The sequence below is a fragment of the Abyssisolibacter sp. ZYX002 genome, assembly GCF_056892235.1.
Genome location: NZ_JARMXH010000004.1, coordinates 225,084 through 251,904 on the forward strand (window position 1 = coordinate 225,084; position 26,821 = coordinate 251,904).

The window sequence follows — 26,821 nt, forward strand, 5'->3', positions numbered from 1 at the left end:
AGAGATGTAATTAAGCATAGAGGTAATTATAATAATAAGAATATTTTACACTTGTGTAGATTTAAGCTGAAGATAATAATAGTAGGAAGGGGAGAATCCACAAATGAACAGATTGCACCATCTTCCTAAAATTTCGATACCTTCCTTATCAAATTCAAATACCAAACAACTTTGTTATATGAGAGGTACATCGGGTGGTATTTGATAGTGATTAGATATTTATCGTTATTTTTTAGTTGTACTCCTATAGATAAGGAGGGCTCACCATTAATCAAGCATGTAATTTTAGCGAGGAGTTATAGTTTTATTAGTCAATGCGCTACTTATTAATTTAAGATCAATATTAACCTCTATAGGTAGATTATTAAATGTGCAATCCCATTCTTGGGACACTTTTCTCCAAGCTTCAGGCATATATGATTTTACCTTAGTGGCAAATAAAAATACATCTGCGTGATAGTTTTTTTGTACTTTACTAATGGTACTTAGAATATTAAATTTTATTTGCTTAATTGCTTCTTCTTTTACTATAGGTCTCATTTCTTTTGTAAGGACATTTGTAGTAGAGCTTATTTCCCCGAAGTTTGCTTTGATAGAAACATCTATTTTCATAGTTAATTTACCATTTTTGTAAATTGGTCTTATTTTAGAATTAGCTCCTAAAATTTCTAAAGATATTTTAGATGTCATATGTTTTGCATTAACATCAATTAGCATGATTCCACCTTTAAGCTTATCTGTTATCAATAAGTGATACATAGCATCTTTTTGATTGAGTTCTCCAATGTATTTATCCTCCTTAAAAATAGCCATACCTGACAATTCTGGAGTATAGACATTGTTAAGATTTATTGTTTTGATTATAGGAAGATAAGAACTAGAACTTTCTTCAAGCAAGTTTTTAATAAATTGCCATATTGTTATTTTGCTGTATTTAGATACACCTTCTTGGCTACGTATACAATCAAGTATAGTAAAAGAAGTTATATCTTTTTCTGAATCTGCTTTATGATTGAGTTTGCTTTGCTCAAATATCTTCGCAGCAGTAACTTCATCTGAAACTAATAGATACAAATCAGAAGGATATTCAGCATCTCTTAAAAGATAATCTACTACTGTAAGTATTCTTTTTTTAGCGACATCTTTGCTAATTACCACAATTTTAACATGAGCAACTAATAGCTTTCTGCCATTTATATTAGTACATTTTCGTATAGCTTCAAATATACTCTTACCGGTGCTTTTAAATAACTCTCCTGTTTGTTTATCTGTAGACAGATTTATTATTTCAGAAGTTACTATATATTCATTATTCACAGAATCGTAATCAATAGCTAACCCTGCTACAAGTCTACTCTTATTTAAATCCTTGTAATTCCAACAACCGGTCATTGATGTTATACATAATATGATGATAAAGAGTATGAATTTTTTATTTATCATATGTCATCCTCCGATTTAACTACAAAAGAATAATCCCTAATCTAATTAATTATTGTTTACCTATGATTAGTTCAACAATGTACCTTATACCGTTAGCAGGGCTTGGGAGGTCAACTCCAAAGCTTAACAACATACTAATAGTAAAAGCAATACCAAGTAGACTACAATATACAATTAACTCTTTTTTATCACCCTTTTTATAAAGAGGTATTATTTCCAAAAAACCAATTATTAAATAAGCTATAATAACTATCAAAAACATTATTTCACCACCTTTAGAGGTTTAGATTTTAAAGAACTACCTTTAATTTTAAATTCTAGATTGAAAGTGATGTCTGCATTAGTAAACTCAAAATTCCAATTTCCTTCACGTGCTCTCCATACTTCTGGCATATTAAGTTTTACAGTTCTACCAAATCCAAAAATGTCACTTTTAAATTCTCGCTGAACTTTTTTAATTAAGCTATTAACATCCTTAGTAATTTTAGACTCACATTGATTCTCAATGAGTTTTAATCCTTCAGGGTCAAATAAATTACTTTGGCTACTATATTCAATGACATTAGTGTTTATTATAGAGGTTACATCAAAGCTTAAATGGCCATTACTTATTTTTGGCTTAACCTTAGTTTTAGTGGTAAGTATTTCAAAGGCAACTGGAAATTTTTCATTTTCATAAGCAATGTCTATAGTATATGATCCTCCTTTAAGTTCATTGATAAGTAATAAATAATCTTTAGTCTCATGACCGTTTAGCCAACCCACTATATCAGTTTTTCTGAACACAGATGTTCCACGTATTTGGCTTATGACTTTATCCATATATACACCTTTTTTTAAAGTTGGTAAAGTCGCAGATATATAATCAGACTCTAAAGCATTAATAAATCTCCATATTTCAACAGCATGATATTCAGATATATCCTTTTCATTTTCGAGCATATCACTAAGATAAAATGAGGTTATCCTAGATACTTTGACTTTTGTTTCCCAAATTTCTTTGGCCATCTTGTCTCTAGATATTAAGATATAAGCATCATCTCTTACCTCTGCATCACGCCTGATGAAATCAAGAGCGCTTGTAAACATATCAATATTTTTAATCATATTCTCACTGAATATAAATACCTTGCAATGACTCCAAAATGCTCTTTTACCACTAGATTGAATAGTATTTCTAACAGCATCAAAGAAGCTCTTGCCTCTATTTTCTATTACCTCAGATTCGTTAATATAACTTCCTTTTTGAACAACAGGTTTAACTACCTCTAAATTTACTATTATTTCACTATTTATTTCGTCATAATCCATAGAAACTCCAACGACAATATGTTCATCTTCTATTTCTTTATAATTCCAGCAACTGGTACATAATAAACATGTTATTATTGTAAGTAAAATGATTTTTTTATTCATATGATTACCTCTTAATAATATCTTTGTTTTTTTCTTTTCTTATAAGATTGCCTTCACCGATAATTTTAGGTCTTAGGTACATTAACCACCAAGGAGCTCTGATTTGAGTATCTTTGATATCTTGAAAATTTAAAGAAGCTATATCAAGCATGTATGGAACACCAAAGGATTTCATAGACATCAAGTGTATAAATAGACCAATAACTCCAAATATGTAACCATACAACCCTAAAAACGCTGAAAGAAGTACGAAAATCAATCGAACAATTATTAAAGCACCAATCATGTGAGGAGATAAGAAGTTACAGATACCAGTTAATGCAGTGATGATTACGATAGGAGAACTAACAAATCTAGCTGCAACAGTAGCTTCACCTAATATCAAAGCACCAACGAAACTAATAGCTGAACCAATAGGTGCAGGTAGTCTTACACCACTTTCTCTTAGTATCTCAAATTCAAGTAGCATTAATAGAATTTCTGCAATAGTAGGAAGAGGAACCCCTTCCCTAGCAGATGAAATACTCAGTAAAAGAGGTGTTGGTATCATCTCCTTATGAAAAGTGGTTAATGCTACGTATATAGCTGGTAAGCTTGTAGATATAAAGAAAGCTATATACCTCAAAATCCTATTTATAGAAGCATAGATGTATCCATTATAATAATCCTCATCAGATTGAAAATATTCAATAAATAAAAATGGTACAGTAAGAGCATGAGGAGTACCATCTATGACTATAGCTACTCTCCCTTCAAGCAAGTTAGCTGCAACCTTGTCAGGTCTTTCAGTATTTCCTACTGTAGAAAAAGGAGAGAATGGAGAATCTTTTATCAATTCTTCGATGTAACCAGATTCTAATATACCATCTAGCTTGATTTCATCCAATCTCTTGTAGACTTCATTTAATATGTTCTTGTTTACGATTCCATCTAAATAGCAAACACATATTTTGGTTTTAGTTCTTTCTCCAAGAGTCTTAAACTTAAATTTCAAATCTGGATTAGTAATTTTTTTTCTAATCAAACCAAGATTAGTCATCAAAGTTTCATTAAATCCTTCTTTAGGTCCTCGTACAACTGCCTCAGAGGTTGGTTCAGATACAGTTCTTTGTTTCCAACCTTTAGTATCAAGTACAAGAGCTTCTTTGTATCCGTCGATTAAAAGAAGCGTAGAACCATAAAGGATAGAACTAACCATGTCTTCGACAGATGTTACTTTTTTTAAATCACTTTTAATCAAGATGTTTTTATATATGTAGTCTATATTTAATTGCTCCATATCTGACTCTACTATTGGTTTTATAATAGCTCGATCAATTTGTTCTGCATCTGACATACCTTCGCAAAAAATAGCCATAAAGCGTATCTTCTTGTTATGATGGTTTCCGAAAAATCTGTACTTTATCATATCATCGTTAACAAATATATTTTTAAATAAGTCAACATTATCATCTAGGGATTTAGTAGTAATCCATTGGGTATCAGTATTTGGAGCGTTATTGCTTTTTTTAGTATACTTTTTTAATAACCTATCTTTTATAATTTTAAACATATGTACCCCCAATTCAATAGAATAAAAGTATTATCTGTACTTTTTCAAATATTATTCCATTTTGGAAATTAATATATACACAAGGCAAATAAAACCTAAACAATAAATTATTTACTAGCATCCTAAATTAAACAAAGCATAAAAGAATGTTGAATTTAAAATGAACATAATGTATAATTAATACCGATAAATATTATCATTTTTAATACCTTGTTATAAAGAAGGAGAAAACAATGAGTAAAGGTAAATATAAAATATTAAAAAAGATTGGATCAATACTATTTGGGATAAATACAAGTGGTTCGGATGTATTACAAGATACTAGAGGCCTAGAAAAGATTGTTTTAGTAGGTAACCCCAATGTAGGGAAAAGTGTTTTATTTAATAGATTAACAGGAGCTTATGTAACAGTTTCAAACTATCCAGGTACTACTGTAGAGGTTTCAAGAGGAAAGGGTAGGATAGGAGAAAAACAATATGAGGTTATAGATACTCCGGGAATGTATTCTTTACTATGTATCACAGAAGAAGAAAAAGTTACAAGAGATTTGTTATTAAGAGAAAATCCGAAAGCAGTTATTCATGTTATAGATGCGAAAAACATACAAAGAATGTTGCCGTTAACAGTACAGTTATTAGAAGCTGGATTACCTGTAATATTGGTACTAAATATTATGGATGAAGCAAAAAAATTAGGGCTTGAGATTGACATTGATAAATTAGAAAGAGAATTAAACATACCTGTTATATCGACAATAGCCGCTTTAAATGAGGGATTAGACACATTGAAAGAAAGGGTTGAGAAGTTTGTCAATGTCGCATAATACAAGCAGCATAACCTATGATAGCACTATAGAAAGTGCTATAAGAGAGATAATTAAGAATCTGAGCAAAGATTACGTTATATCCTACAGATCAGTAGCATTGTTACTTATTCAAGAGGATAAAGATATACTGAAATTAGTAGCAGAAAAAGAAGGTGATGTTAATAATATTAGGAATATTATTAATAAAACAAAAAATAGTTATGATAAGCCGTTAAATTATGTAATAGGCACAATGAGGCAAAGATATGTAGAAGAAGTAAATGACAGTGTAGTAATTAAGAAAAATAACAAGAGTGAAATAGGAAATAGCAAACTAGATGCCATTACAATGCACCCTATATCAGGATTTATCATTCTAGTTTTGGTATTATATTTTGGTTTATATAAGTTTGTAGGACAATTTGGTGCTGGTACAGTAGTAGACTATATAGAAACGAATATATTTAGTGCATACGTAAATCCGTTTATTAACAATATAGTAAACAACTATATACCTTGGGAGTGGTTGCAAAATCTGATAGCTAATGATTATGGGATACTTACGTTAGGTTTTAGATATGCAATAGCCATAGTTTTACCCATAGTTGGAGCATTTTTCTTAGTGTTTTCAATAATAGAAGACAGTGGATATTTGCCAAGATTGTCTATGTTAGTTGATAGACTATTTAAATGTATAGGACTAAATGGAAGAGCAGTTATACCTATGGTGCTGGGATTTGGTTGTGATACTATGGCTACTATGGTTAGTAGGACATTAGAAACAAAGAGAGAAAGAGTTTTGATAACACTATTATTAGCATTGACTATACCTTGTTCAGCACAATTAGGTGTTATAATGGCCTTATTATCAGAAAATGTTGTAGCATTGTTAGTATGGATATTATTTATGGCATTTATATTTTTGTTTATTGGATATCTGACATCAAAAGTTTTACCAGGGGAAAATGCAAAGTTCTATATGGAGGTTCCGCCTCTTAGGATGCCAAAAATTACAAATGTATTATCTAAAACGTATACTAGAATGCATTGGTATCTAGTTGAAATAATACCATTATTCGTGTTTGCAAGCGTACTTATATGGTTAGGTAATATTACAGGATTTTTTGATATTATATTAAAATGGTTAAATCCTGTTGTAAATATGATAGGGTTACCAGATGAGTTGTCAAAAGTATTTTTATTTGGATTTTTTAGAAGAGATTACGGAGCGGCAGGATTATTTGATATGAGACAATCTGGTCTCCTTAATTACAGACAGTTAGTAGTAGCAGCTTCAACACTTACATTATTTGTTCCATGTGTTGCACAGTTTGCTATGATGATAAAAGAAAGAGGAGCAAAAACAGCATTTGCTATGGGTGCATTTATATTTGTATTTTCATTTATAGCTGGATATTTTCTAAATATTATACTAAGTGTATTAGGAGTGTTAGCATGATAAAATGCAGTTATTGTGGGTATGAATTTAACGAAAAAGATACTCTAAAAGGCTGTAAAACATGTCCTATGACAAAGGTATGCAATAAATATAAATGCCCGAACTGTGGATTTCATATACTTAAAGAACCTAAGATAATCAAACAACTTAAGAAATGGGTGAGTAAGATTGGTTTCAAAAACAAAAACAGATAGTATTAAAGCTGTAAGTGAGCTAGAAAAAGGCGAAGAAGCTATAGTTGTTGAAATAAAAACAGAAGATGATTCAGTACTAAGAAAATTAATGGCGATGGGGGTTTTACCAGGTATTAAACTAATAGTACTACAAAGATTTCCATCCTTTTTATTTCAAGTAGGGTATACTAAAGTAGCTGTAGATAAAGATATAGCTTCAATGATATTAGTAAGCATATAAGTTTTACTCAGGAATAGATCATATAATAATGGTCTATTTTTTATCTCCTTAAAGTAACAGTCAATGTGATTTTATGGTAAAATGGCAGTAGCATACTTTTTCATGCTCAATAAATAGCTTTAAAATGTCGATATATATTTAACCTGATTTATATAATAAACTACAACGTATTTATTGAGGTTTAATAAATAAACTAAATTTAGTATAATACACTTAGGAGGAGCTTATGTTTAAATTTGGATCTAAAGAAATAGATATAGATTATAGCATAATGTCAAAAAACAATATACCAATACTTATAGAAGATAAGAGATGGTTAAAAATATTTGGAGATATAAAAGATAGGGAATTAGAAAAATTAAAAAGAGATTTAATGGTGGTTATAGCAGATTTAAATAAAGCAAAAAAAGACAAAAATAAAGCTACTAAAGACAAAAGAAAGTTAATGGCCGAAATTATAAATTTATCGCATAGAGTAAATAATGGAGATGAAAAGAATTCTTTAGCAAAACTCCAAGTTAAAAAAGAAGAATTACTTAAAATAAATGATATAATAGAAGAAGCGCAATTTAATACAGAAATACTACCATCAAAAATAAAAAAAGCAAACTTTAATTTACTAAAAACAACAATTAAGAAGGCATATGAGAATTTAAAAGAAGATGAAGAATGCTTTGAGGGAATAGTAGGTCAGATAGATGAATATCGTAAGTTGCTTAAAGATCTAATAGACAAGAAGAATGATTATGAAGAAAAGATAAATGAAACATATAAGTTTATGCACAGTATACTTGGAAGTAGTGAAATAGACAAATTAGATAAAAATATGTATTAAATAGGGGGAATATTATTTGAGTACAGAAATTATAATGGCTATTATACTGATAGCCAGTTTTTTGGAAATATTCACTAAATTATTTAGTAAAGTTTTAGAAAAATTAATCAAGACATTTAAATTAGGTGACAAGATACCTATGAAGCTAGATGTAGTATTTAAACTAATTTGGGTGGCATTGTTATTAGTTTCAGCAGTATATTTTATGTTTGCTGGAGTAGAAATTTTAGCTAAATTCTTAGGTATAAACTTAGATCAAGGTTTGTTTGATATTTTTAAATAAAACACATTACAAGTATTTTTAACAACCAATTTGTATATTAATAGATATAACCCTAAATTGGAGAATGGAAGGAACAACTATATGATAATGGGAAACGGCATAGACATAGTTTCAACACTAAGAATAAAAAAAGCTATAGAAAAAAATATGAGATTTATAAATAGAGTATTTACAAAAAAAGAGATAGAATATTTCAAAGAAAAAAACTATAGTGTAGAGACTATAGCTGGGTATTTTGCGTCAAAGGAAGCGATAAGCAAGGTGCTTGGATGTGGTATAGGCGAGATAGGATGGCATGATATAATTATACGCAACAATAAAAAAGGAAAACCACTAGTGTGCTTAAGTCAAAAAGCTACTGATTATGCTAATTCAAAAAATATAAAGCATATACACTTAACAATAACTCATAATAAGGATTATGCAGTTGCAAATGCTATAGGTGAAGATAAAGAACCTTCAGAATTCATTTTTGTCAATGAAAATACTAATAGTGACCCATTAATAACAATGGAGTATGTTAGATCAAAATTAGTGCAACGAAAAAAAAATTCGCACAAAGGTAACTTTGGAAGAGTTGGAATAATAGCCGGGAGTGTAGGTTTTAGTGGAGCAGCATATCTTACCTCTAAGGCATCAATAAAAAGTGGGGCAGGTTTAGTTTATTCGGTATTACCTAATAAGATTAACATGATAATGGAAATGAAAACAACAGAAACTATAACTATTCCAGTGCAAGATGATGATAAAGGTTTTTTCACCAAAGACAGTATAGATGAGATATTAACTAATATAGATAAGTTTGATGTTATAGCACTAGGACCAGGTATAGGAGTAGATAAAAATAGAAAAGATTTAGTTAGAGAAATACTAAAGCAATACAAGAATACCATAGTTTTAGATGCAGATGGTATAAACTGCATAGATGATGTACAGGTGCTCAAAAAACGAGAAGCTCCTACTATAATCACACCGCACCCGGGAGAGATGGCAAGGCTCTTAAAAGTTACTATTAATCAAATTTTAGAAAATAAAATATATTATACACAAATGATATCAAAATACAGTAAAGTTTTAACAATACTTAAAGGACATAGATCACTAGTAGATATAGGAGAAGAGCAATATTATAATACTACAGGAAATCCAGGAATGGCTACAGCTGGTAGTGGAGACGTATTAACGGGTATTATAGCCAGTTTAGTTGCTCAAGGGTTTAAACCAACTGATGCGGCAAATATGGGTGTATTTATACATGGATTAGCTGGAGATATGGCTGCTAACAAAAAAGGTGAATATGGAATGACATCAGTTGATATATTGGAAAATGTACCATATGCAATGAAATATATTAATAGATGGAGATGATAATGATAATATGAAACATTTCATTTTAGTGCTTTTAGCATTGTGTTTGTTGTTATTTACTTCATGTGAGAGTAACGTTAAAACAAAAGAAGATATATACAAAGAGCTTAAAAACACGATAAATGATATAGATACATATAAATGCAAAGTAAGAATAAATGTAAAAGGTACAAAGGTAGATAAGAAATATTTAGTAGAACATATATTTAAAAAACCAAACCTATTTATGATAGAAATAATAGAGCCAGCTGATAGTAAAGGATGTAAGACAATTTATGATGGCAAAAAATTGAAATATTATCATCCACAGATAGATCAATCATATATGCTAGATAGAGATAAGAGAAGATTATCTGATCATTTCTTTATGGGTTATTTTTTAAATAGTATAATGAATTCCGATATATCACAAATTAGCAAAGAAGTTTTAAGAGACGACGTATACATAGTAATAAAAAAAGAAACTAAAAGTAAACAAGGCACAAAAACTGAAAAATTGTGGGTAAATATTAAAGATTACAAACCATATAAATTTTTGATAAAATATGATGGAGCACTAAAACAAACAATAGAAATGTTATATACCAACTTTGAGTATAATTGCAAGATACAAGAGATTTTTAAATAACAATATTAATAATACAGTAAAATGGGGGAAACGACAGTGGATAAGTTGCAGGATTTAAGACCTACTTGGGCAGAAATAAATATAGATAATCTTATAAACAACATAAAAGAAGTTAAGAGATTATCAAAAGAAGACACTTTGATTACAGCAGTTGTAAAGGCAGATGGATACGGCCATGGAGCAGATGTAATAGCAAAATATTTGTTAGAAAACGGAGCAGATAGATTAGCAGTTGCTACACTAACAGAAGCAGTTCATTTAAGGCAATACTACAACGGATCTATACTAGTTATGGGATATACACCAAATAATCAATCAAATACAGTAATAAAAAATGATATAACACAAACAATATATAGGTATGAAGATGCTTTAGAATTGTCAAACTCGGCTAAAATACTAAATAAAAAAGCTCAAATACATATCAAAATAGAAACGGGTATGGGAAGATTAGGGTTAATGGTTGACAGTGAAGGAATAGATACTATTATTAAAATATCAAAACTTGAGAATATTATAATAGAGGGAATGTTTACACATTTTGCTCTTGCAGATTCAAGAGATAAAACAACTACTAAAAAACAATACGAAAAATTTACTAAATTAATAGACGAATTAAACAAAAGAGAAATTAATATTCCAATAAAGCATGTGGCTAACAGTGCATCAATTATAGATCTAAAAGAATATAATATGGATATGGTGAGAGCAGGTATTATGTTGTATGGACTAAGACCGTCAGACGAAGTAAACTTAGATAAAGTAAACCTAAAGCCTGCAATGTCATTAAAGACAAAATTAGCACATATAAAAGAAGTTGATAAAGGATATGGTATAAGCTATGGGCATATATATAAAACAAACAAAAAACAACTTATAGGAACACTACCTATTGGGTATGCTGATGGTTATACTAGATTATTATCTGAGAAAGCATATGTAAGTATAAATAACAAAAAAGCTCCAATAATAGGACGTATTTGTATGGATCAATGTATGGTGGATCTAACAGATATAGATGCTAAAGTAGGTGATGAAGTAATATTGTTTGGAGATGATGGTATAAGTCCATCAATAGATGATATAGCTGAAATGATAGAAACAATTAATTATGAAATAGTTTGTATGATTTCTAAAAGAGTTCCTAGAGTTTATGTTAAAGATGGTAAGATAATAGATGTGATAAATTATATCTAATGAAGTAATTTAAATTTAACATAAGTGATGCATTATATTGGTTGACAGAAGCAAAAAAATAGATGTATAATCAAGTATATACTAGCATATATATGAATATACTTAAAATAAAAAATATGGCAATCATAAACATTTGTGGCAGAGCGATATAGATTATAATACGAAATTTACATAAGACAAGATATTAGGGTATGAATACATTTCTGGTCTATATTTATGTTGTCAGTTTTCTTGTGGAGGTGGAAGAATGGCCCAAACAAAAAGAATTATGATAAGTTTACCAGATTCCTTATTGAAAGAAATAGATGGAATCGTTTGTATTGAAAAAAAGAACAGAAGTCAGTTTATAAGAGAGGCTATGAGGTTATACATCAGAGAAAGAAAGAAAATGCAAATGAATGAAAGCTTAAAAATTGGATACGAAGAAATGGGTGAAATAAATTCAATTATAGCTGAATTAGGATTGCAAAATGATACAAAAGAACTTTTGAAGTATGAAGCCAGACTGACAGGATGTGAATAATTTGATTGTAAAAAGAGGAGATATTCTTTATGCAGACTTAAGCCCTGTTATAGGTTCAGAGCAAGGTGGCGTCAGACCTGTACTTGTCATACAAAATAATGTAGGAAATAAATATAGCCCAACTATAATAGTTGCGGCAATAACATCCCAGATCAATAAAGCAAAACTTCCCACACATATAGAGATTAAAGCTTCTGAATACGGATTGACCAAAGATTCTGTTGTTTTAATGGAACAAATAAGAACCATTGATAAGAAAAGACTAAGAGAGAAAATAGGTCACTTCGATGACGACATGATGACTAAAGTTAATGATTGTGTAAAAATAAGTTTAGGATTAGTAGATTTTTAATAATACAATATATTTGTCATACATAATAGCTACAAATAAATATTAATAATCGATTATAGGCTTGGGGTATACCGAGCTGTATTTTTTTGATAAAATAGAGAACAGAGAGGATGTGACTGTATAATGAAAAAAAGAATGTACCTAATAATATTACCAATTGGAATAATGATACTCAGCAGTATAGCCTTTGGTCAGCCAGGATCACAAGATGATCCACTAGTAACATTAAAATATGTACAGAAGAGAATTGATCAAGTTAAGTTTTATGTAGATGAGAAGACAAATGGTATAACAAGTAAAGGGGAAGAAAATGCCAAATTGATTCAAGACTTAACAAATGAAAACAAACAATTAAAAGAGAAAATTAGTAAATTACAGGTATCAGGGGCAAGTACTTTAGATGTAGTAGAGCTCAAAAATGGACAAACATTAGTATGTAAATCAGGTTGTGAGATAATACTAAGAGGTGGCAGTGCTAAAGCTGTAGCTAGTCAAAATGGCGGTTTAGCAGACATAACAGCAGGATTAGATATACAGATGAATCAAGATATACCTTATAACCATATGCTTATAGTACCTAGAAGTGACTCTAGAGGAGTAGTAGCAGATAAATATGCTATATTAATGGTTAGAGGAAGCTATGAGATAAAATAGAAAGCAAAAAGTGTTATCAAAATAAAAAGATGGTTAATACTACATAATAAGTTAAATGGCTTAGTATAAAATGAGCTAATGTTCAGTTTATCTGTATAGAAATAGTAGAAAAGATGTGGTATAATGATTGAGATAATAAGGAAGGAGGGGAGAGCTCTTTATAATGAGCACATGATATGAAGATACTTCATTTGATAAGTGGAGGCGACACTGGAGGAGCAAAAACTCATGTATTATCTTTAGTCAAAGAACTAGGGAAGCATGTAGATGTGAAAATCATATGTTTTTTAGAGGATTCTTTCTATACTGAAGGTAAAGAGATGGGATTAAATATACAGATTTTAGCGCAAAAAAAACGTTGGGATATGTCAGTAATTAAAAAACTAAAGGAAATAATAAAAGAAGATAACTATGATATCATACACTGTCATGGTGCTAGAGCTAATTTTATAGCTATGATTCTTAAGCTATACATAAAGAGGACTATGGTTACAACAATACATAGTGATTATATGCTGGATTTTAAAGACAATGTATATAAAAGAATTATTTATACATTTTTAAACAAACTAGCTTTAAAATCATTTGATAACTATATAGTTGTTTCAAGTAGTTTTAATAAAATGATGTGTGATAGAGGTTTTGCAGCTAGCAAGATATATACAGTTTATAATGGAGTAGATTTTAACCAGAAGCTAGATGTATCTACTAAAGAGGAGTTTTTAGCTAATTATGCAGTAGAATACAAAGGTGAGAAGATAGTAGGAATAGCAGCTAGGCTTGATACAAATAAGGATATTATTACATTGCTAAGAGCTGCAAAAAGAGTGCTAGCACATAGAAAAGATGTACTGTTTTTAATAGCAGCAGAAGGTACAGAAAGAGAGAGATTAATAGATTATACAACTAAAAATAATATAGATAAGAATGTAAAGTTTTTAGGTTTTGTTAACGAAAAATACTCTTTTTTTAACGCACTTGATATAAATGTATTAACATCAAAAAGTGAGAGTTTTCCATATGTTATACTTGAAGGTGCTAGGCTCAAAAAGCCGATAATCAGTACAAATGTCGGTGGAATAGAAGATCTAGTAGAAGATGGGGAGAATGGTTATTTATTTGAAGTAGGTGATGAAAAAGCTTTAAGTGATAAATTGATAACACTACTGGATGATGAGCAATCCTGCCTGAAAATGGGAGAAAATTTATATAACAAAGCAAAAGAGTGCTTTTCAGTAAACAAGCTCTCATTAGATCACTGTGAAATTTATAGTAAGATAAAGAATAAAACAAAAAATATTTAGGAGGTAAAGTAGTGAAACTTATTGATAAAAAAGGTAAATTATTTGGTTTAATAAACATAATAGATTTATTAGTAATTTTAATAGTAGTTCTTGCAGTTGGAGGTATCGGATATAAACTAAAAACTAGACAAGGTATTGGTGGAATAGGTTCAAAGACGGAGAAAGTTAAAGCTATTATAGAAATTAGCGATGTAAGATCAGCAACAGTAAATAACCTAAATGAAGGTGACAAGCTGTATCACTATGACAGAGGAAATTACTTTGGAACAGTAAAAGAAGTTGCAGTTTTTCCACATAAAGAAGCAGTTTCAACATCAGATGGTAAAATAGTATTAGCAGAAGAACCAGACAAGTTTGATGTACAGCTGACGCTAGAATCAAATGCTTCAGTGAGCGATTCAGTCATAGTTATCGGAGGAGAACATTCTAGAGTAGGTGCTCAGTTTAGACTTAAAAATAAAAAAGTAGCAGTAATGAGCACAGTATTAAAAATAGAAGAGACGGAGTAGGTGCTGACTATGTATAACAGCTATACAGTAAGCATATTAATTAAGGTAAAAAATATCTTTGATGATTTATATGAACATAGTGTAATAAAAGCTATTTTAGATTGCATATTAAATTACTGGAGAAGAATTAACAAGTCTTCTAAAATATATAGTTTTTTAACAGAAGAAAGAAACTATATAGAGGATAGTTTCGTATATAGAATATACAAAAAAATAATAGAAGTTCTAAATAAACTATTTATATGGACAAAAAGGATTATGAATAAATCCATAAAAGGTAGTAAGACAATAGATATAATGAATGAAAGTATGAATGAGAATAGTTCAATAGTAGGACTACTTGGTTTTTGCGTTACTATGATGATACTTAAAATTTTAAATATAATTGTACTTAGCTATATTACGATGAGTCTTTTGTCATTAGTGATATTAGTTGCTATACTTATACTTATAACAAATGTCAAAATATCTGATATATTAAAAAATAGTTATATAGCAAAAAAAGTAATTTCAGTATTTACAATGGATAGCGGAGGAGAAGAATGGTGGTAAAAAGTAGAGGTATAAAAAGTATGATACTGCCATTGATTGTAGGAGTAGCATGTGCATTATCTTTTGCATACTTAGATAACAAGCTATTCATAGCAATGATAGGTGGTTTATCAATAATATGTATGACACTTTATAATGTCAATATAGGAATAGGAATAACATTATTAGCATTTCCATTTGTGTCAAATACAAAGGCACTGCTGTTATTAACGCTAATAGTGGGATTATTTATTATAAATAAAATGTTTGTAAGCAATAGAAGGCTAACAAAAAATCAAATGGATATACCAGTTTTGATATTCCTGGCAATGGCTGTTATAACGACAATAATATCTGTAGATTTAAGAGGTAGCCTAAGAGATATATCTGTGCATTTAGTGGCAATTAGCTTTATGTTTATTATGATAAACTCTATAAATAAAAAAGAAGATTTAAATATTTTAGCTACAGTATTTGTTATTGCAGCAGTTTTGCTATCACTTTATGGATTATATCAATTTAAAGTAGGAGTAAAATTAGATAAAGCATGGGTTGATGAGGCAAATAATCCAGACTTACTTACAAGAGTATATTCAGTATTTGGCAATCCAAACATATTTGCAGAATATTTAATAATGGCTATGCCTTTTTCAGTTGCATTGTTTTGGTCAAGTAAGAGATTAATAAAGAAAGCCATGTTCTTAGGAACAACATTAATATTAGTACTTACATTAGTGTTGACATCTTCAAGAGGAGGATGGGTTGGTTTTGCATTTGGAATGGTTGTATTCGTTGTGTTAGTAGATAAAAGGTTGTTATTAGGAGCAATACCTGTAGGATTAGTAACAATATTCCTAATGCCTGCTTCAATAATAAACAGGATAATGTCAATAGCGAATTTAAGCGATTCATCTACTACAACTAGATTTAAGATATGGGATATAACATTAGATATGCTTAGAGATTACTGGGTGCAAGGTGTTGGATTTGGATATATGCCCTTTAAAAAAACATTTGTAACATATATAAGAACAATGAATGTATTTCATGCACATAATACGTATCTAGAAACATTTGCTGAGATGGGTATATTTGGATTAATTGTGCTTATTTTATTAATATTTGTAGTATTTAAGTACACCATTATAGCAATAAAGAATGCCTCTGGATATCTTTCAGTAATGGGTGCAGGAGCTTTAGCTGCTTTTGCCAGTGTATTATGTCATGGATTATTTGACAGTATATTATATATGCCAAAGATTATAATGACCTTTTGGATATTGTTAGGCTTTATAATAACAATTAATAGATTGGCAAAAAAAGAGCAAATAGAGGCAAAAAGAAACACTTACTAATACAAATCGAAGGAGTATCGTATGAAAAAAGGTAAAAAGATACTTATTTCAGGATATTATGGATTTAGAAATAGTGGAGATGACGCAATACTAAAAGCGATCATAAACGAATTCAAAAAAATAGATGATACATTAGAAATAACTGTGCTATCAAAAGACCCTCAGAGTACACAAGAAATATATAATATTCGGGCAGTTAATAGATTCAGTATTTTTAGTGTTTATAAAGAAATAAAAAATAGTGATTTATTGATAAGTGGTGGAGGAAGTCTTATACAAGATATCACAAGTACCAAATCAATATTATACTATTTGTCACTTTTAAAATTGGCAAAACATATGAAAAAGCCAGTGATGGTTTACGCAAATGGTATAGGGCCTATAAATAAAAGACTGAATAAAATCTTATCAAAAAAAATACTTAATAAAGTTGACGTAATAACACTAAGAGATTTTGACTCGCTTAATACATTAAATAAACTAAATGTCAACAACGAGAATATTCACGTAACAGCGGACCCTGTATATGCATTAAAAGAAGAGAACGAAGACAGAATAAACGAGATACTTAATCTTGAAGGTATAGACATGCGCAAAGAAACCATAGGTCTTGCTGTTAGGTCGTGGAAAAATGACGAACATAACATAAAAGAGTTCGCAAAAGCAATAGATTATATAAATGAAAATTATGATGTAAATATATTATTAGTTCCTATGCATTACCCAAGTGATTATGAATTTAGCGTAGAAATCAAAAAGCATACTAAGAGTAAATGCTTTATACTAAAAAATGAATACAGTGTAGAAGAAATAATGGGTATAATCAAAAGGCTAGAGCTGATAATAGCGATGAGATTACATTCTTTGATATATGCTGCTACACAAACTACACCTATGATAGCGGTAGTATACGATCCAAAAGTAGATGGATTTATGAACAATATAGGCTTGGAGCACAAAATAGATATACAGAGCTTTAAATATGATGAATTAGCAGATATATTTGATAAAGCTTATACCAAGAGAGAAGAGACAAGAGCTCATTTAAAAGAACATAAAGAAGAATATAGAAAAAAATCACATGCAAACGTAGAATTAGCTATGAGCTTATTGAAAAGAGGTAGACAATGAACACAGTTAAAATAATGGGTGTAAATGTAGAAAATATAACATTACTAGAGGCATCTGAAGTTGCCCAAGAATCACTAGAACATAATAAACAAATTGCTATTTACACACCAAATACAGAAATAGTCATGCGCTGTAAAGACGATGAGAATTTAAGAAAACTAATCAATAGAGGAAATTTAATAATACCAGATGGAATAGGGCTTATATATGCTTCCAGAATTAAAAAGAAGCCACTTAAAGAGAGAGTTACAGGCTATGATTTATCAAAGAAGTTGATAGAAATATGTAACAAAGAAGGATATTCACTTTATATAATGGGTGGAAAAGAAGGCACAGCTAAAAGAGCAGCGGATAATATAAAGAAAGATTACCCTAATATAAAAATAGCAGGTACACATAACGGATTCTTTAAGGGTACGCATATAGGTTATGAAGGCCATGAAGAAGAGCAAGAAGTTATTAATGATATAAATAACTCAGGAGCAGATGTTCTTTTTGTGTGTTTGGGTGCTGACAAACAAGAAAAATGGATTGATAAAAATAGAGATAAGTTAAATTGTAAAGTCATGATTGGCAATGGTGGAACAGTTGATGTATTAGCTGGAGATTTAAAAGAAACACCTAAAATATTTCAAAAGCTAGGGTTAGAATGGCTATATAGATTGATGAAGCAACCTTCAAGGATAAAAAGACAATTGGCACTACCTAAATTTGCATTTACAATACTATTTTCAAAAGAAAACCTAGTTGAGTAAAAGTTTATTAAAGTTTTATATTTAGGAGGTGTAAAAACTATGAATTTGTTAAAAAACAAATGGTTTAAGCTTGCAGGGAGTTATATTTTCGTAACATTAGGAACATTGTTATTGGCACTATCATTAAATATGTTTTTACAGCCAAATACAATAGCGCCAGGTGGAGTGACAGGATTTGCAGTAGTAATATATAAACTTTTTGGGATAGAGGTTTATATACTTAACTTGGTAATAAATATTCCATTATTTATAGTAGGTGTTTTAGTACTAGGAAAAGTTTTTGGAGCAAAAACATTGTATGCTACTATAACATTATCAATTTTTCTAAAGGTATTGCCTAGCACTAACGCAACAACAAATATCCTATTAGCAGCAATATCTGGTGGAGTACTTTCAGGTATAGGAATAGGTCTAGTATTCAAGGCTGGAGGAACAACAGGGGGAACAGATTTAGCAGGAGCAATTTTAAATAAATTTTTTCCTGGTTTTAGTACATCAAAATTGATGATGGCGATAGATTTATGTGTTGTGGTATTTGCTGGTTTAGTATCGAAAAAGATAGAAATATCACTGTATTCAGTTATAACACTATATATCAGTGTTAAAGTTATAGACCAGATACTAGAAGGAATGAGCTATGCAAAATCATTTTTTATAATATCAAAATATCCTGATCAAATAGGTAGAGCAATAATAAAAGAACTTAACAGAGGAGTAACAGTATTCAAAGGAAAAGGAATGTATACAGGTGCAGATAAAGATATACTATATTGTGTAGTAAACAGAGCTCAAATAGTAAAACTAAAAAAACTTGTTTATGAAATAGATAATACAGCATTTGTAATAGTTAATGATGCCTATGAAGTACTAGGAGAAGGCTTTAAAAGAATAGAGTGTGTTTAAATAATAGTTTATAGATAAAATAATAAAGAGCAAAAGAAGGAGGTTATATAATGTTAAAAGAAAAAGCAAATATTCTTAGAAAAGATATCATAGAAATGCTATTTGAATCTCAATCAGGGCATCCGGGGGGTTCACTATCAGCATGTGATATAGTAACTACATTATATTTTAAAGAAATGAACATTGATCCAAAAAACCCAAAATGGGAAGATAGAGACAGATTAGTATTATCTAAAGGGCATGCTGCACCAGTTATATATGCTGCATTAGCAGAGAAAGGGTACTTTGATAAATCTGAGCTTATGAAGCTTAGAAAGACAGGAGAAATGCTTCAAGGACATCCTGATATGAAAGGTACACCGGGAGTTGATATGAGTACAGGTTCATTAGGTCAAGGAATAGCAGCAGCTAATGGAATAGCTTTAGGAGCAAAACTACAAGATAAGAATTACCAAGTATATACAATACTTGGAGATGGAGAAGTACAAGAGGGGATAGTTTGGGAGGCAGCAATGTTTGCAGCTCATTATAAGCTAGATAATCTGACAGCGTTTATAGATTATAATGGATTACAGATAGATGGTAAAAATGAAGATGTAATGAATATTAACCCATTAGATGAAAAGTTCAAGTCATTTGGATGGAATGTAATAACAATAGATGGACATGATTTTGATCAGATATCAGATGCTATAGACAGGAGCAAAAACACTAAAGGAAAACCAACAGTGATAATAGCAAAAACAGTAAAAGGCAAAGGTGTTTCATTCATGGAAAATCAAGCTGGATGGCATGGTAAAGCGCCAAGCAAAGAAGAAAGAGATTTAGCAATAAAAGAGCTTGGAGGTGTTAAATAATGAGCAAGATGGCGACTAGAGAAGCATACGGAAAGGCATTAGCAAAACTAGCAAAAACAAATGATAAAGTAGTAGTACTAGATGCCGATTTATCCAAATCTACAAAGACAGCATCATTCAAAGAAGTATGTGAAGATAGATTTATAAACGTTGGTATAGCAGAGCAAAACATGGTAGCTACAGCGGCGGGATTAGCAGCTAGTGGTATGATACCATTTGCAAGCTCATTTGCAATATTTGCAGCTGGTAGAGCATTTGAAATAATAAGAAACTCAGTAGCATATCCAAAATTAAATGTCAAAATAGCAGCAACACATGCAGGATTGACAGTAGGAGAAGATGGAGCTACACATCAAGCAATAGAGGACTTAAGTATAATGAGATCAATACCAAACATGACAGTAATAAATCCAGCAGATGGTATTGAAGCAGAGGCAGCAGTGCTTAAAGTAGCAGAGTATAATGGTCCAGTATATATAAGATTGGGTAGAAGTGGAGTACCAATCATATTTGATGAAGGGTATGAATTTGAAATAGGAAAAGGAGTACAACTATCAGATGGAAATGATGTAGCAATAATAGCTACAGGAATAATGGTAGCAGAAGCTCTAAAAGCAAAAGAAATGTTAGAAAAAGAAAACATACAAGCAAGAGTAATAAACATACACACAATAAAGCCAATAGATGAAGACATCATAGTAAAAGCTGCTAAAGAAACAGGAGCAATAATCACAGCAGAAGAGCATAGCATCATAGGAGGATTAGGAAGTGCAGTTGCAGAAATAGTAGCAGAAAAATCACCAGTATTGATGAAAAGAATTGGTGTCAATGATACATTTGGAGAATCAGGAAATGGAAATGAGCTGTTAGTTAAATATGGATTAACAGCAGAAAATATCGTAAAATCGGCAAAAGAGTTAATAGCTAAGAAGTAAATATAAACAATAAACATAGAACTCTCTATGGTGAGAAGAACATCACTGTAGAGAGTTTATTCATGTTTGAACAAAAAGCGAGGTAGGGTCAGGCTTGAAAAGTTGACAAACTGGGCATTAAATTCTATTTTGTAGATAAATAACTAACAAAATACTAATGCTGAACCAATAAAACTACGAATAACCATAAGACCCACATAGATAATCTAAAAAGAACTAATAACCAGAAACAAGCAAAAAGCATATCCGTTTTTTGGAGAAGCGATTTTAGAGTACTTGTTCCTACGACGTATTTATATAATCTGTAGAGCCCATAAGATATAAGGATAATCTTCTATAAACAAGTAATGATCATTTAAAATCTAGTTTTACAATCTCAATCATGCCAAAAAATAATAGATACAACAAACTAGCTTAAAGCTTATTTTTTAATAGACTAACTAACACTAATACAAGGATATAATGCTCTAGTATAATTATTATCTATCACAATATTTAAAAACAAACATAAATTAAAGTAGATAATAATGTTCGATTTTAAGGTTCAATATAAAAAAGAAGGTGGCGTAATGTTCTTTTATCCAGATAGAATTTATGTTGTCAAGCCAGAAGATACCTTGTATACAACTGCCAAGAAATTTAATACTTCAATAAAGAGTATAATGTCAGCTAATTATTTAACATCTCCTATGTTGATGATTGGTCAAAGATTGATAGTGCCTTCAGCCAATATATATAGTGCTAAAAATGGAGACTCTCTACACACAATAGCAAAAAGATTTGGTACTAGCATAAAAAGGTTAATGTCCTTAAATAGTTTAACATCTCAAGAAATATCTATAGGTCAAAGACTTATGATACCAACAGAGGACATATATATCGTAAAGCCGGGAGATACATTATACTTGATATCAAAGAAGTTCAATACAACAATCAATAATATAATTAGACTTAATAACTTATCATCTCCTCAGTTAGTGGTAGGTCAGAAATTAAAAATACCAAGATATTCTGAGGCAATAGTTAAGATTAATATAGCAAATGTAAGACAGGGAGCAGGGCTTAACAACAAAATAATAACAAAGCTGAGCAAAGGTGCTAGATTGCCATTGCTAGGGTATTCAAATAAATGGTATAAAGTGAGATTATATAACGGTAAAGATGGATGGATTTCGAGTAACAGTGTTGATGTAAGAGTCTATAGCGGAGATAAGCCATTATCTTATATATTAGGATTTTACACATTAGAGGAAGGACCATCACTTCCTAGCTCTTATAAATCATTTGTTGGTAATACACAGTCTATATCAGAGACAGCTTTGTTTATGTTTCGGTTAAACAAAGATAATCCTATACAGATAGAGAAATTTGGCAAGTTTACAAAAGAATATGTAGACGATGTTATCAATCAAGGTCATAACAAAAATGTAAGAGTACTTGCTATAGTTCATAATCTACTATATGACGGTGGAACCAAAGTAGCTAAAGAATTAGTTTCTAAGATGTTAGCAACAAAAGCAAGTAGGAATGAATTTATACAGAGTATAGTAAAATTAATACAAGAATACAAATTTGATGGAGTAAATATAGATATTGAAGATGTCAATAAAGAAGATAGTGATAAGCTCTCAAGTTTTTATAGAGAATTAGGAGAAGAGCTTGATAAAAGAAAATACTATTTTTCAGCTTCAATACCTTCAAGAGTTAGTGATAAGCCGTTTAATCCTTTTTCAGACCCATTCAATTATCAAATAATAGGAGAATCTGTAGACGAATTTGTAGTAATGTTATATAACGAGCATGGTTGGCCGGGTAGCGGTCCAGGGCCAGTTGTATCGATTGGATGGATGGAAAAAGTACTCAATTATACAATAACAAAAATGTCAAAAGACAAGATAGTAGCGGCTGTATCAGTATTTGGTTTTGATTTTAATATAACAACAGGTAAGAATCAATATGTGACCTATGATATAGCAATGAGTATAGCTAAAAAATACAATAAAAAAGTTATATTTGATGAGAAAACAAAAACGCCTATGTTTGCATATGTGGATGAGAAAGGAAATAAACATGAAGTATGGTTTGAAAATGATGATAGCATATTAGCTAAAATAGAATTAGCAAATGAGATGGGTATAAGAGGTATAGCCTTATGGAGATTAGGAATGGAAGATAGTAATATATGGAAAATGCTTGAGAATGAAGTAGTAGTTGTAAAATAATAAAGAATTGGGATTTCTCAAGATATATATTGAGATAATCCCTTTCTTTTAAGAAAATTTAATGCTTATATTAATCATAAAAGCCGTTGCTCTAGAATAAAAATACTATAGATAGAGTAGATGGGGGGATATTATGAAGAAGTATATGATATTAGGTATTGCAGCTATTATAGTTATGGGAGCAGTATTTGTACCAAGATTTATGCATAAAGGTGATGAAAATGTAAAATTCACAACATTAACAGAAGAGCAAATACCACAGCAGATAATGAATGTATTACCAAGATACATAGCTAAAGAGAGAGCGCTTTCATGTAGGATTGATAACAGCGTATACGTAATAGTGACAAGAGGAGAAAAGAGAAGCTCAGGTTTTATGGTAGAAATAGACAAAATTACACAAAGTGTAGTTGACAATAAGCACGTAATGACTGTTCATGCATTGTATAAAGATCCAACACCAGATCAAGTAGTTAATCCAGTTATTACATATCCATACGTTGTAACAAAGACTAAGTTATCTAAGCTTCCTGATAAAATTAAACTAAAAGTTGAATACAAGAAATAAGAAAATGAGGAAATGACTCACGGGAGTCATTTTTTTCATATGCTAATATGGAAACTAATGAAAGTATGATTAAAGCTGACTATAGTTATAACAGATATAAAGAGATAATGTTTATGGAAGATAATATAAGCTATGCAAAAATCTTTATAAGATTTTTCGGATTGTAGAAAAGAGCCATTTCTATGTTGTAGTTAAAATTTCCGTTGCTCACTTACTTTTAAGTAAGCTCTACTACTCAATTTTAACACACCTTGAACTAGAAATTTTTAATACAGTCTGTTATCTTGATGACTTTATCATCAATTTTAAAAATTCTTTATAGGATTTTTTCATATCTTAAACTTAGTGATTTACAGCGATAAAAGGCGATGTTTGTAAAGAAATATCCCCTATCACAGCACAGAACAAAGGAATTTGACAATATTTATAGAATATTATCTTTTAACGACAGTTATTAAATGTGCTTACTAAATAATTTAGTTATAGAGGTGATACTATTGTATATCGTACCTGTTCTTGAGCTTACAAATAATGATGAATTGTCAGAACTAGAATTTAAAACTACTGATGATATCTCTGCTGAAATTAGTTTGATAGGACAAGAAAGAGCAAAAAAGGCTCTGCATTTTGGATTACATTTAAACCAAAAAGGATACAATGTATTCGTATGTGGAGTAAATGGATGTGGGAAGAGTAGTTATTCTACAATCCTAGCAAAAAGACTGTCAAAAGATATGGACGTGCCAAGTGATTGGTGTTATGTGTATAATTTTAAAAAATCATACAAACCAAATGTGTTAAGACTAAAAAGCGGTTATGGAGCAATATTGAAAAAAGAATTAGAGATACTAATAAATAGATTAAAGATAGATGTTCCTAAAATATTCAATTCAAAAGAATACGAAGAAAGAAAAAATGACATATACAATGCACACAAAATTAAGATAGAAGAAGTAGTAGATAAATTGAATCTGAATGCTATAAACTATGATTTTAAATTTACAATGACCGAAAATGGTCTTACCCCTATGCCTTTGTCATTGCACCACCTAAGAAAAATAGAAGATATTTCTTCTCAGCTCAATCAAGAAATTCAATCAACACTAAGGCATATAAACGTAATAGAATCTCAACTTGTAAATAGGATAAAACAGCTAGATGGAAAAGTGGCATTTGATTTAGTAGATTTTCACATTAAACCTGTACTACAAAAATTTTATCATAACAATGATGTAGTGAATTTTCTAGAAGAAATAGAAGATGACATAGTTAAAAATTATAAAGAGTTCTTATGTGAGAGTAACTCTCTTAACTGTGAATTCTTAAACAGATATGTAGTAAATTTATTTATAGACAATAGTCAGTTAAAATCAGCACCTGTTATAAGAGAATTAAATCCTACATATAGTAATTTATTAGGGTCAATAGAGTACACTGGAGAAATAGGTGCATTAAGAACTGACCATACAAAAATCAGGGCAGGATCACTTCATGAAAGTAACGGAGGTTTTTTAATAGTAAATGCTAAAGAATTATTAGAAGATAAAGAAGCATGGCAAGGACTAAAGAGAGCATTGATATCAAAGAAAATAACTATAGAAAATCCACCCCATAACTTTAATATGGTTGAATCCATAAAACCACAACCAATAGATTTAAACATTAAAATAATTATTATAGGGGATGATGAAACGTATCTATCATTAAATAAATATGATGATGAGTTTAATAAGCTTTTTAAAATTAAGGCAGAATTTAATAGTGAGATGGATAGAACAACTAAAAATATTATTAATCTGTCAGGGTTTGTAGCAAATATGTGCAAACAAAATAAACTATTACCTTTTGATAAAAGCGCAATAAAAGAAATTATAAACTATAGTTCAAGGCTAGCAGGAGCTAAAAACAAACTTACATGTTGCTTTAACGATATACAAGAAGCAATTTTTGAGTCTGAGGCAATCTCAAGATTTAAGAGTAAGAAAATAGTATCATTGACAGAAGTACAAGAAGCTTTAGTAGATAAAAAAAATAGAGAAGGTAGATACGAAGAAATACTCAATGAATTAATAATAAATGATATGCTCTTAATAGATACTAGTGGTAAAAAAGTTGGTCAGATAAATGGACTTTCGGTAGTAGAATCAGGTAAATATTTATTTGCTAGACCCAATAAGATTACTGCTTCGACATTCTTAGGTAAAGAGGGAATAATAAATATAGAACGTGAAGCAGATCAAAGCGGTAGTATTTATGATAAAAGTGTTTATATAATAACAGGATATTTAGGAGGTAAATATGCACAGAAAAGACCATTATCACTAAATGCTAGCATTACATTTGAACAATCATATGATTATATAGATGGAGATAGTGCATCAAGTGCAGAACTATATGCTATACTTTCAAGTTTATCATTAGTTCCGATAAATCAATCTATAGCAGTAACAGGATCAGTAAATCAAAAGGGAGTAATACAACCTATAGGTGCAGTAAATGAGAAAATAGAGGGATATTTTGACTTGTGCGACAAAAGAGGTTTAACGGGTGAAGAAGGAGTTATCATACCAAAACAAAATATTAATGATTTAATGTTGAAAAAAGAAGTTATAGAAGCAGTAGCAAAACAAATGTTTACAATATATGCGATAAGCACAATAGACGAGGGAATAGAGGTATTAACAGGAATAAAAGCTGGGAAAATAGATAAAAAAGGGAATTATTGCCCGGGAACTATGCATTATTTTGTACAAAAAAAGCTAGAAAGCTACGCGCTCTTAAATAAAGATTACGAATAGATTACAAATATTAAAAATTTAAT

At 30.1% G+C, this 26,821-nt stretch carries 28 protein-coding genes; 24 read left to right on the forward strand and 4 right to left on the reverse strand.

The genetic code is table 11. The annotated features are described in order from the left end of the window. Positions 1-285: 285 nt before the first annotated feature. From P3X86_RS13575 to P3X86_RS13590, 4 genes are read right to left on the reverse strand one after another with little or no spacing between them, the layout of a single operon-like run. Complete coding sequence (locus P3X86_RS13575) at positions 286-1,443, reverse strand: Ger(x)C family spore germination protein (protein ID WP_483293240.1); 1,158 nt, start codon at positions 1,441-1,443, stop codon at positions 286-288. A 49-nt stretch (positions 1,444-1,492) separates the two neighbouring features. After that, positions 1,493-1,705 carry a hypothetical protein gene (locus P3X86_RS13580; RefSeq protein WP_483293241.1) on the reverse strand — a complete coding sequence of 71 codons (213 nt, stop codon included), beginning with the start codon at positions 1,703-1,705 and terminating at the stop codon, positions 1,493-1,495. Then, positions 1,705-2,859, reverse strand: a complete 1,155-nt coding sequence (locus P3X86_RS13585) for a Ger(x)C family spore germination protein (RefSeq protein WP_483293242.1) — start codon at positions 2,857-2,859, stop codon at positions 1,705-1,707. The genes P3X86_RS13580 and P3X86_RS13585 overlap by 1 nt, the downstream gene beginning before the upstream one ends. Before the next feature lie 4 nt (positions 2,860-2,863). Continuing rightward, positions 2,864-4,411, reverse strand: a complete 1,548-nt coding sequence (locus tag P3X86_RS13590; RefSeq protein WP_483293243.1) for a spore germination protein — start codon at positions 4,409-4,411, stop codon at positions 2,864-2,866. Positions 4,412-4,644: 233 nt separating this feature from the next. Between P3X86_RS13590 and P3X86_RS13595 the strand changes: the two genes are divergently transcribed. The 24 genes from P3X86_RS13595 (at position 4,645) to P3X86_RS13710 (ending at position 26,798) form a co-directional block, all read left to right on the forward strand. Beyond that, complete coding sequence (locus tag P3X86_RS13595) at positions 4,645-5,235, forward strand: FeoB small GTPase domain-containing protein (protein WP_483293244.1); 591 nt, start codon at positions 4,645-4,647, stop codon at positions 5,233-5,235. Beyond that, positions 5,225-6,676, forward strand: coding sequence for a nucleoside recognition domain-containing protein (locus tag P3X86_RS13600; RefSeq protein WP_483293245.1), 1,452 nt, complete (start codon positions 5,225-5,227; stop codon positions 6,674-6,676). The genes P3X86_RS13595 and P3X86_RS13600 overlap by 11 nt, the downstream gene beginning before the upstream one ends. After that, on the forward strand, positions 6,673-6,870 hold the full coding sequence (locus P3X86_RS13605) for a hypothetical protein (protein WP_483293246.1): 198 nt from the start codon (positions 6,673-6,675) through the stop codon (positions 6,868-6,870). The genes P3X86_RS13600 and P3X86_RS13605 overlap by 4 nt, the downstream gene beginning before the upstream one ends. After that, a complete protein-coding gene (locus tag P3X86_RS13610) occupies positions 6,845-7,090 on the forward strand; it encodes a FeoA family protein (RefSeq protein ID WP_483293247.1) in 246 nt (81 codons plus the stop codon). The genes P3X86_RS13605 and P3X86_RS13610 overlap by 26 nt, the downstream gene beginning before the upstream one ends. Positions 7,091-7,316: 226 nt before the next feature. Next, complete coding sequence (locus tag P3X86_RS13615; protein WP_483293248.1) at positions 7,317-7,925, forward strand: hypothetical protein; 609 nt, start codon at positions 7,317-7,319, stop codon at positions 7,923-7,925. A 16-nt stretch (positions 7,926-7,941) separates the two neighbouring features. Next, the gene (locus tag P3X86_RS13620; RefSeq protein WP_483293249.1) at positions 7,942-8,208 is read left to right on the forward strand and encodes a hypothetical protein; all 267 of its coding nucleotides are present in this window, start codon (positions 7,942-7,944) and stop codon (positions 8,206-8,208) included. Between the two features lie 81 nt (positions 8,209-8,289). Continuing rightward, positions 8,290-9,576, forward strand: a complete 1,287-nt coding sequence (locus P3X86_RS13625) for an NAD(P)H-hydrate dehydratase (RefSeq protein WP_483293250.1) — start codon at positions 8,290-8,292, stop codon at positions 9,574-9,576. 10 nt (positions 9,577-9,586) lie between these two features. Beyond that, positions 9,587-10,204 (forward strand): LolA family protein, encoded by a 618-nt coding sequence (locus P3X86_RS13630; RefSeq protein ID WP_483293251.1) that lies wholly within the window; start codon positions 9,587-9,589, stop codon positions 10,202-10,204. A 21-nt stretch (positions 10,205-10,225) separates the two neighbouring features. Next, positions 10,226-11,401, forward strand: a complete 1,176-nt coding sequence (gene alr, locus P3X86_RS13635) for an alanine racemase (RefSeq protein ID WP_483293252.1) — start codon at positions 10,226-10,228, stop codon at positions 11,399-11,401. 247 nt (positions 11,402-11,648) lie between these two features. Continuing rightward, entirely contained in the window at positions 11,649-11,924 is a 276-nt protein-coding gene (locus P3X86_RS13640; RefSeq protein ID WP_483293253.1) for a CopG family ribbon-helix-helix protein, read from the forward strand. 1 nt (position 11,925) lies between these two features. Continuing rightward, positions 11,926-12,276: a type II toxin-antitoxin system PemK/MazF family toxin gene (locus P3X86_RS13645; protein ID WP_483293254.1), complete on the forward strand. Its 351-nt coding sequence runs from the start codon at positions 11,926-11,928 to the stop codon at positions 12,274-12,276. Positions 12,277-12,399: 123 nt separating this feature from the next. After that, complete coding sequence (locus tag P3X86_RS13650) at positions 12,400-12,930, forward strand: hypothetical protein (protein ID WP_483293255.1); 531 nt, start codon at positions 12,400-12,402, stop codon at positions 12,928-12,930. Between the two features lie 176 nt (positions 12,931-13,106). Continuing rightward, positions 13,107-14,234 carry a glycosyltransferase family 4 protein gene (locus tag P3X86_RS13655; RefSeq protein ID WP_483293256.1) on the forward strand — a complete coding sequence of 376 codons (1,128 nt, stop codon included), beginning with the start codon at positions 13,107-13,109 and terminating at the stop codon, positions 14,232-14,234. A gap of 11 nt (positions 14,235-14,245) precedes the next feature. Then, complete coding sequence (locus P3X86_RS13660) at positions 14,246-14,743, forward strand: DUF4330 domain-containing protein (protein WP_483293257.1); 498 nt, start codon at positions 14,246-14,248, stop codon at positions 14,741-14,743. Positions 14,744-14,752: 9 nt separating this feature from the next. Next, on the forward strand, positions 14,753-15,295 hold the full coding sequence (locus P3X86_RS13665) for a hypothetical protein (protein ID WP_483293258.1): 543 nt from the start codon (positions 14,753-14,755) through the stop codon (positions 15,293-15,295). Next, positions 15,286-16,629, forward strand: a complete 1,344-nt coding sequence (locus P3X86_RS13670) for an O-antigen ligase family protein (protein ID WP_483293259.1) — start codon at positions 15,286-15,288, stop codon at positions 16,627-16,629. The genes P3X86_RS13665 and P3X86_RS13670 overlap by 10 nt, the downstream gene beginning before the upstream one ends. A gap of 21 nt (positions 16,630-16,650) precedes the next feature. Next, a complete protein-coding gene (gene csaB, locus P3X86_RS13675) occupies positions 16,651-17,760 on the forward strand; it encodes a polysaccharide pyruvyl transferase CsaB (protein ID WP_483293260.1) in 1,110 nt (369 codons plus the stop codon). Next, complete coding sequence (locus P3X86_RS13680; RefSeq protein WP_483293261.1) at positions 17,757-18,515, forward strand: WecB/TagA/CpsF family glycosyltransferase; 759 nt, start codon at positions 17,757-17,759, stop codon at positions 18,513-18,515. Before csaB ends, P3X86_RS13680 begins: the two co-directional genes overlap by 4 nt. A 39-nt stretch (positions 18,516-18,554) precedes the next feature. Then, positions 18,555-19,418: a YitT family protein gene (locus tag P3X86_RS13685; RefSeq protein ID WP_483293262.1), complete on the forward strand. Its 864-nt coding sequence runs from the start codon at positions 18,555-18,557 to the stop codon at positions 19,416-19,418. Positions 19,419-19,468: 50 nt separating this feature from the next. Then, entirely contained in the window at positions 19,469-20,275 is an 807-nt protein-coding gene (locus P3X86_RS13690; RefSeq protein ID WP_483293263.1) for a transketolase, read from the forward strand. Beyond that, positions 20,272-21,210, forward strand: coding sequence for a transketolase family protein (locus P3X86_RS13695; RefSeq protein ID WP_483293428.1), 939 nt, complete (start codon positions 20,272-20,274; stop codon positions 21,208-21,210). Before P3X86_RS13690 ends, P3X86_RS13695 begins: the two co-directional genes overlap by 4 nt. 527 nt (positions 21,211-21,737) lie before the next feature. Further along, entirely contained in the window at positions 21,738-23,432 is a 1,695-nt protein-coding gene (locus tag P3X86_RS13700; RefSeq protein ID WP_483293264.1) for a LysM peptidoglycan-binding domain-containing protein, read from the forward strand. A gap of 133 nt (positions 23,433-23,565) precedes the next feature. Continuing rightward, positions 23,566-24,000 carry a protease complex subunit PrcB family protein gene (locus P3X86_RS13705; protein ID WP_483293265.1) on the forward strand — a complete coding sequence of 145 codons (435 nt, stop codon included), beginning with the start codon at positions 23,566-23,568 and terminating at the stop codon, positions 23,998-24,000. 497 nt (positions 24,001-24,497) lie between these two features. Beyond that, entirely contained in the window at positions 24,498-26,798 is a 2,301-nt protein-coding gene (locus tag P3X86_RS13710; protein WP_483293266.1) for a Lon protease family protein, read from the forward strand. Positions 26,799-26,821: the final 23 nt, after the last annotated feature.

What these genes read in the sequence shown, in the direction of transcription:
- P3X86_RS13615 (WP_483293248.1), top strand. Translation starts at nt 7,317, where the DNA reads ATGTTTAAATTTGGATCTAAAGAAATAGATATAGATTATAGCATAATG.
- P3X86_RS13665 (WP_483293258.1), top strand. Translation starts at nt 14,753, where the DNA reads ATGTATAACAGCTATACAGTAAGCATATTAATTAAGGTAAAAAATATC.
- P3X86_RS13590 (WP_483293243.1), bottom strand. Translation starts at nt 4,411, where the DNA reads ATGTTTAAAATTATAAAAGATAGGTTATTAAAAAAGTATACTAAAAAA.
- P3X86_RS13585 (WP_483293242.1), bottom strand. Translation starts at nt 2,859, where the DNA reads ATGAATAAAAAAATCATTTTACTTACAATAATAACATGTTTATTATGT.
- P3X86_RS13650 (WP_483293255.1), top strand. Translation starts at nt 12,400, where the DNA reads ATGAAAAAAAGAATGTACCTAATAATATTACCAATTGGAATAATGATA.
- P3X86_RS13605 (WP_483293246.1), top strand. Translation starts at nt 6,673, where the DNA reads ATGATAAAATGCAGTTATTGTGGGTATGAATTTAACGAAAAAGATACT.
- P3X86_RS13670 (WP_483293259.1), top strand. Translation starts at nt 15,286, where the DNA reads ATGGTGGTAAAAAGTAGAGGTATAAAAAGTATGATACTGCCATTGATT.
- alr (WP_483293252.1), top strand. Translation starts at nt 10,226, where the DNA reads ATGGGGGAAACGACAGTGGATAAGTTGCAGGATTTAAGACCTACTTGG.
- P3X86_RS13655 (WP_483293256.1), top strand. Translation starts at nt 13,107, where the DNA reads ATGAAGATACTTCATTTGATAAGTGGAGGCGACACTGGAGGAGCAAAA.
- P3X86_RS13630 (WP_483293251.1), top strand. Translation starts at nt 9,587, where the DNA reads ATGAAACATTTCATTTTAGTGCTTTTAGCATTGTGTTTGTTGTTATTT.
- P3X86_RS13680 (WP_483293261.1), top strand. Translation starts at nt 17,757, where the DNA reads ATGAACACAGTTAAAATAATGGGTGTAAATGTAGAAAATATAACATTA.
- P3X86_RS13685 (WP_483293262.1), top strand. Translation starts at nt 18,555, where the DNA reads ATGAATTTGTTAAAAAACAAATGGTTTAAGCTTGCAGGGAGTTATATT.
- P3X86_RS13575 (WP_483293240.1), bottom strand. Translation starts at nt 1,443, where the DNA reads ATGATAAATAAAAAATTCATACTCTTTATCATCATATTATGTATAACA.
- P3X86_RS13600 (WP_483293245.1), top strand. Translation starts at nt 5,225, where the DNA reads ATGTCGCATAATACAAGCAGCATAACCTATGATAGCACTATAGAAAGT.
- P3X86_RS13690 (WP_483293263.1), top strand. Translation starts at nt 19,469, where the DNA reads ATGTTAAAAGAAAAAGCAAATATTCTTAGAAAAGATATCATAGAAATG.
- P3X86_RS13580 (WP_483293241.1), bottom strand. Translation starts at nt 1,705, where the DNA reads ATGTTTTTGATAGTTATTATAGCTTATTTAATAATTGGTTTTTTGGAA.
- P3X86_RS13625 (WP_483293250.1), top strand. Translation starts at nt 8,290, where the DNA reads ATGATAATGGGAAACGGCATAGACATAGTTTCAACACTAAGAATAAAA.
- P3X86_RS13640 (WP_483293253.1), top strand. Translation starts at nt 11,649, where the DNA reads ATGGCCCAAACAAAAAGAATTATGATAAGTTTACCAGATTCCTTATTG.
- P3X86_RS13700 (WP_483293264.1), top strand. Translation starts at nt 21,738, where the DNA reads ATGTTCGATTTTAAGGTTCAATATAAAAAAGAAGGTGGCGTAATGTTC.
- P3X86_RS13595 (WP_483293244.1), top strand. Translation starts at nt 4,645, where the DNA reads ATGAGTAAAGGTAAATATAAAATATTAAAAAAGATTGGATCAATACTA.
- P3X86_RS13705 (WP_483293265.1), top strand. Translation starts at nt 23,566, where the DNA reads ATGAAGAAGTATATGATATTAGGTATTGCAGCTATTATAGTTATGGGA.
- csaB (WP_483293260.1), top strand. Translation starts at nt 16,651, where the DNA reads ATGAAAAAAGGTAAAAAGATACTTATTTCAGGATATTATGGATTTAGA.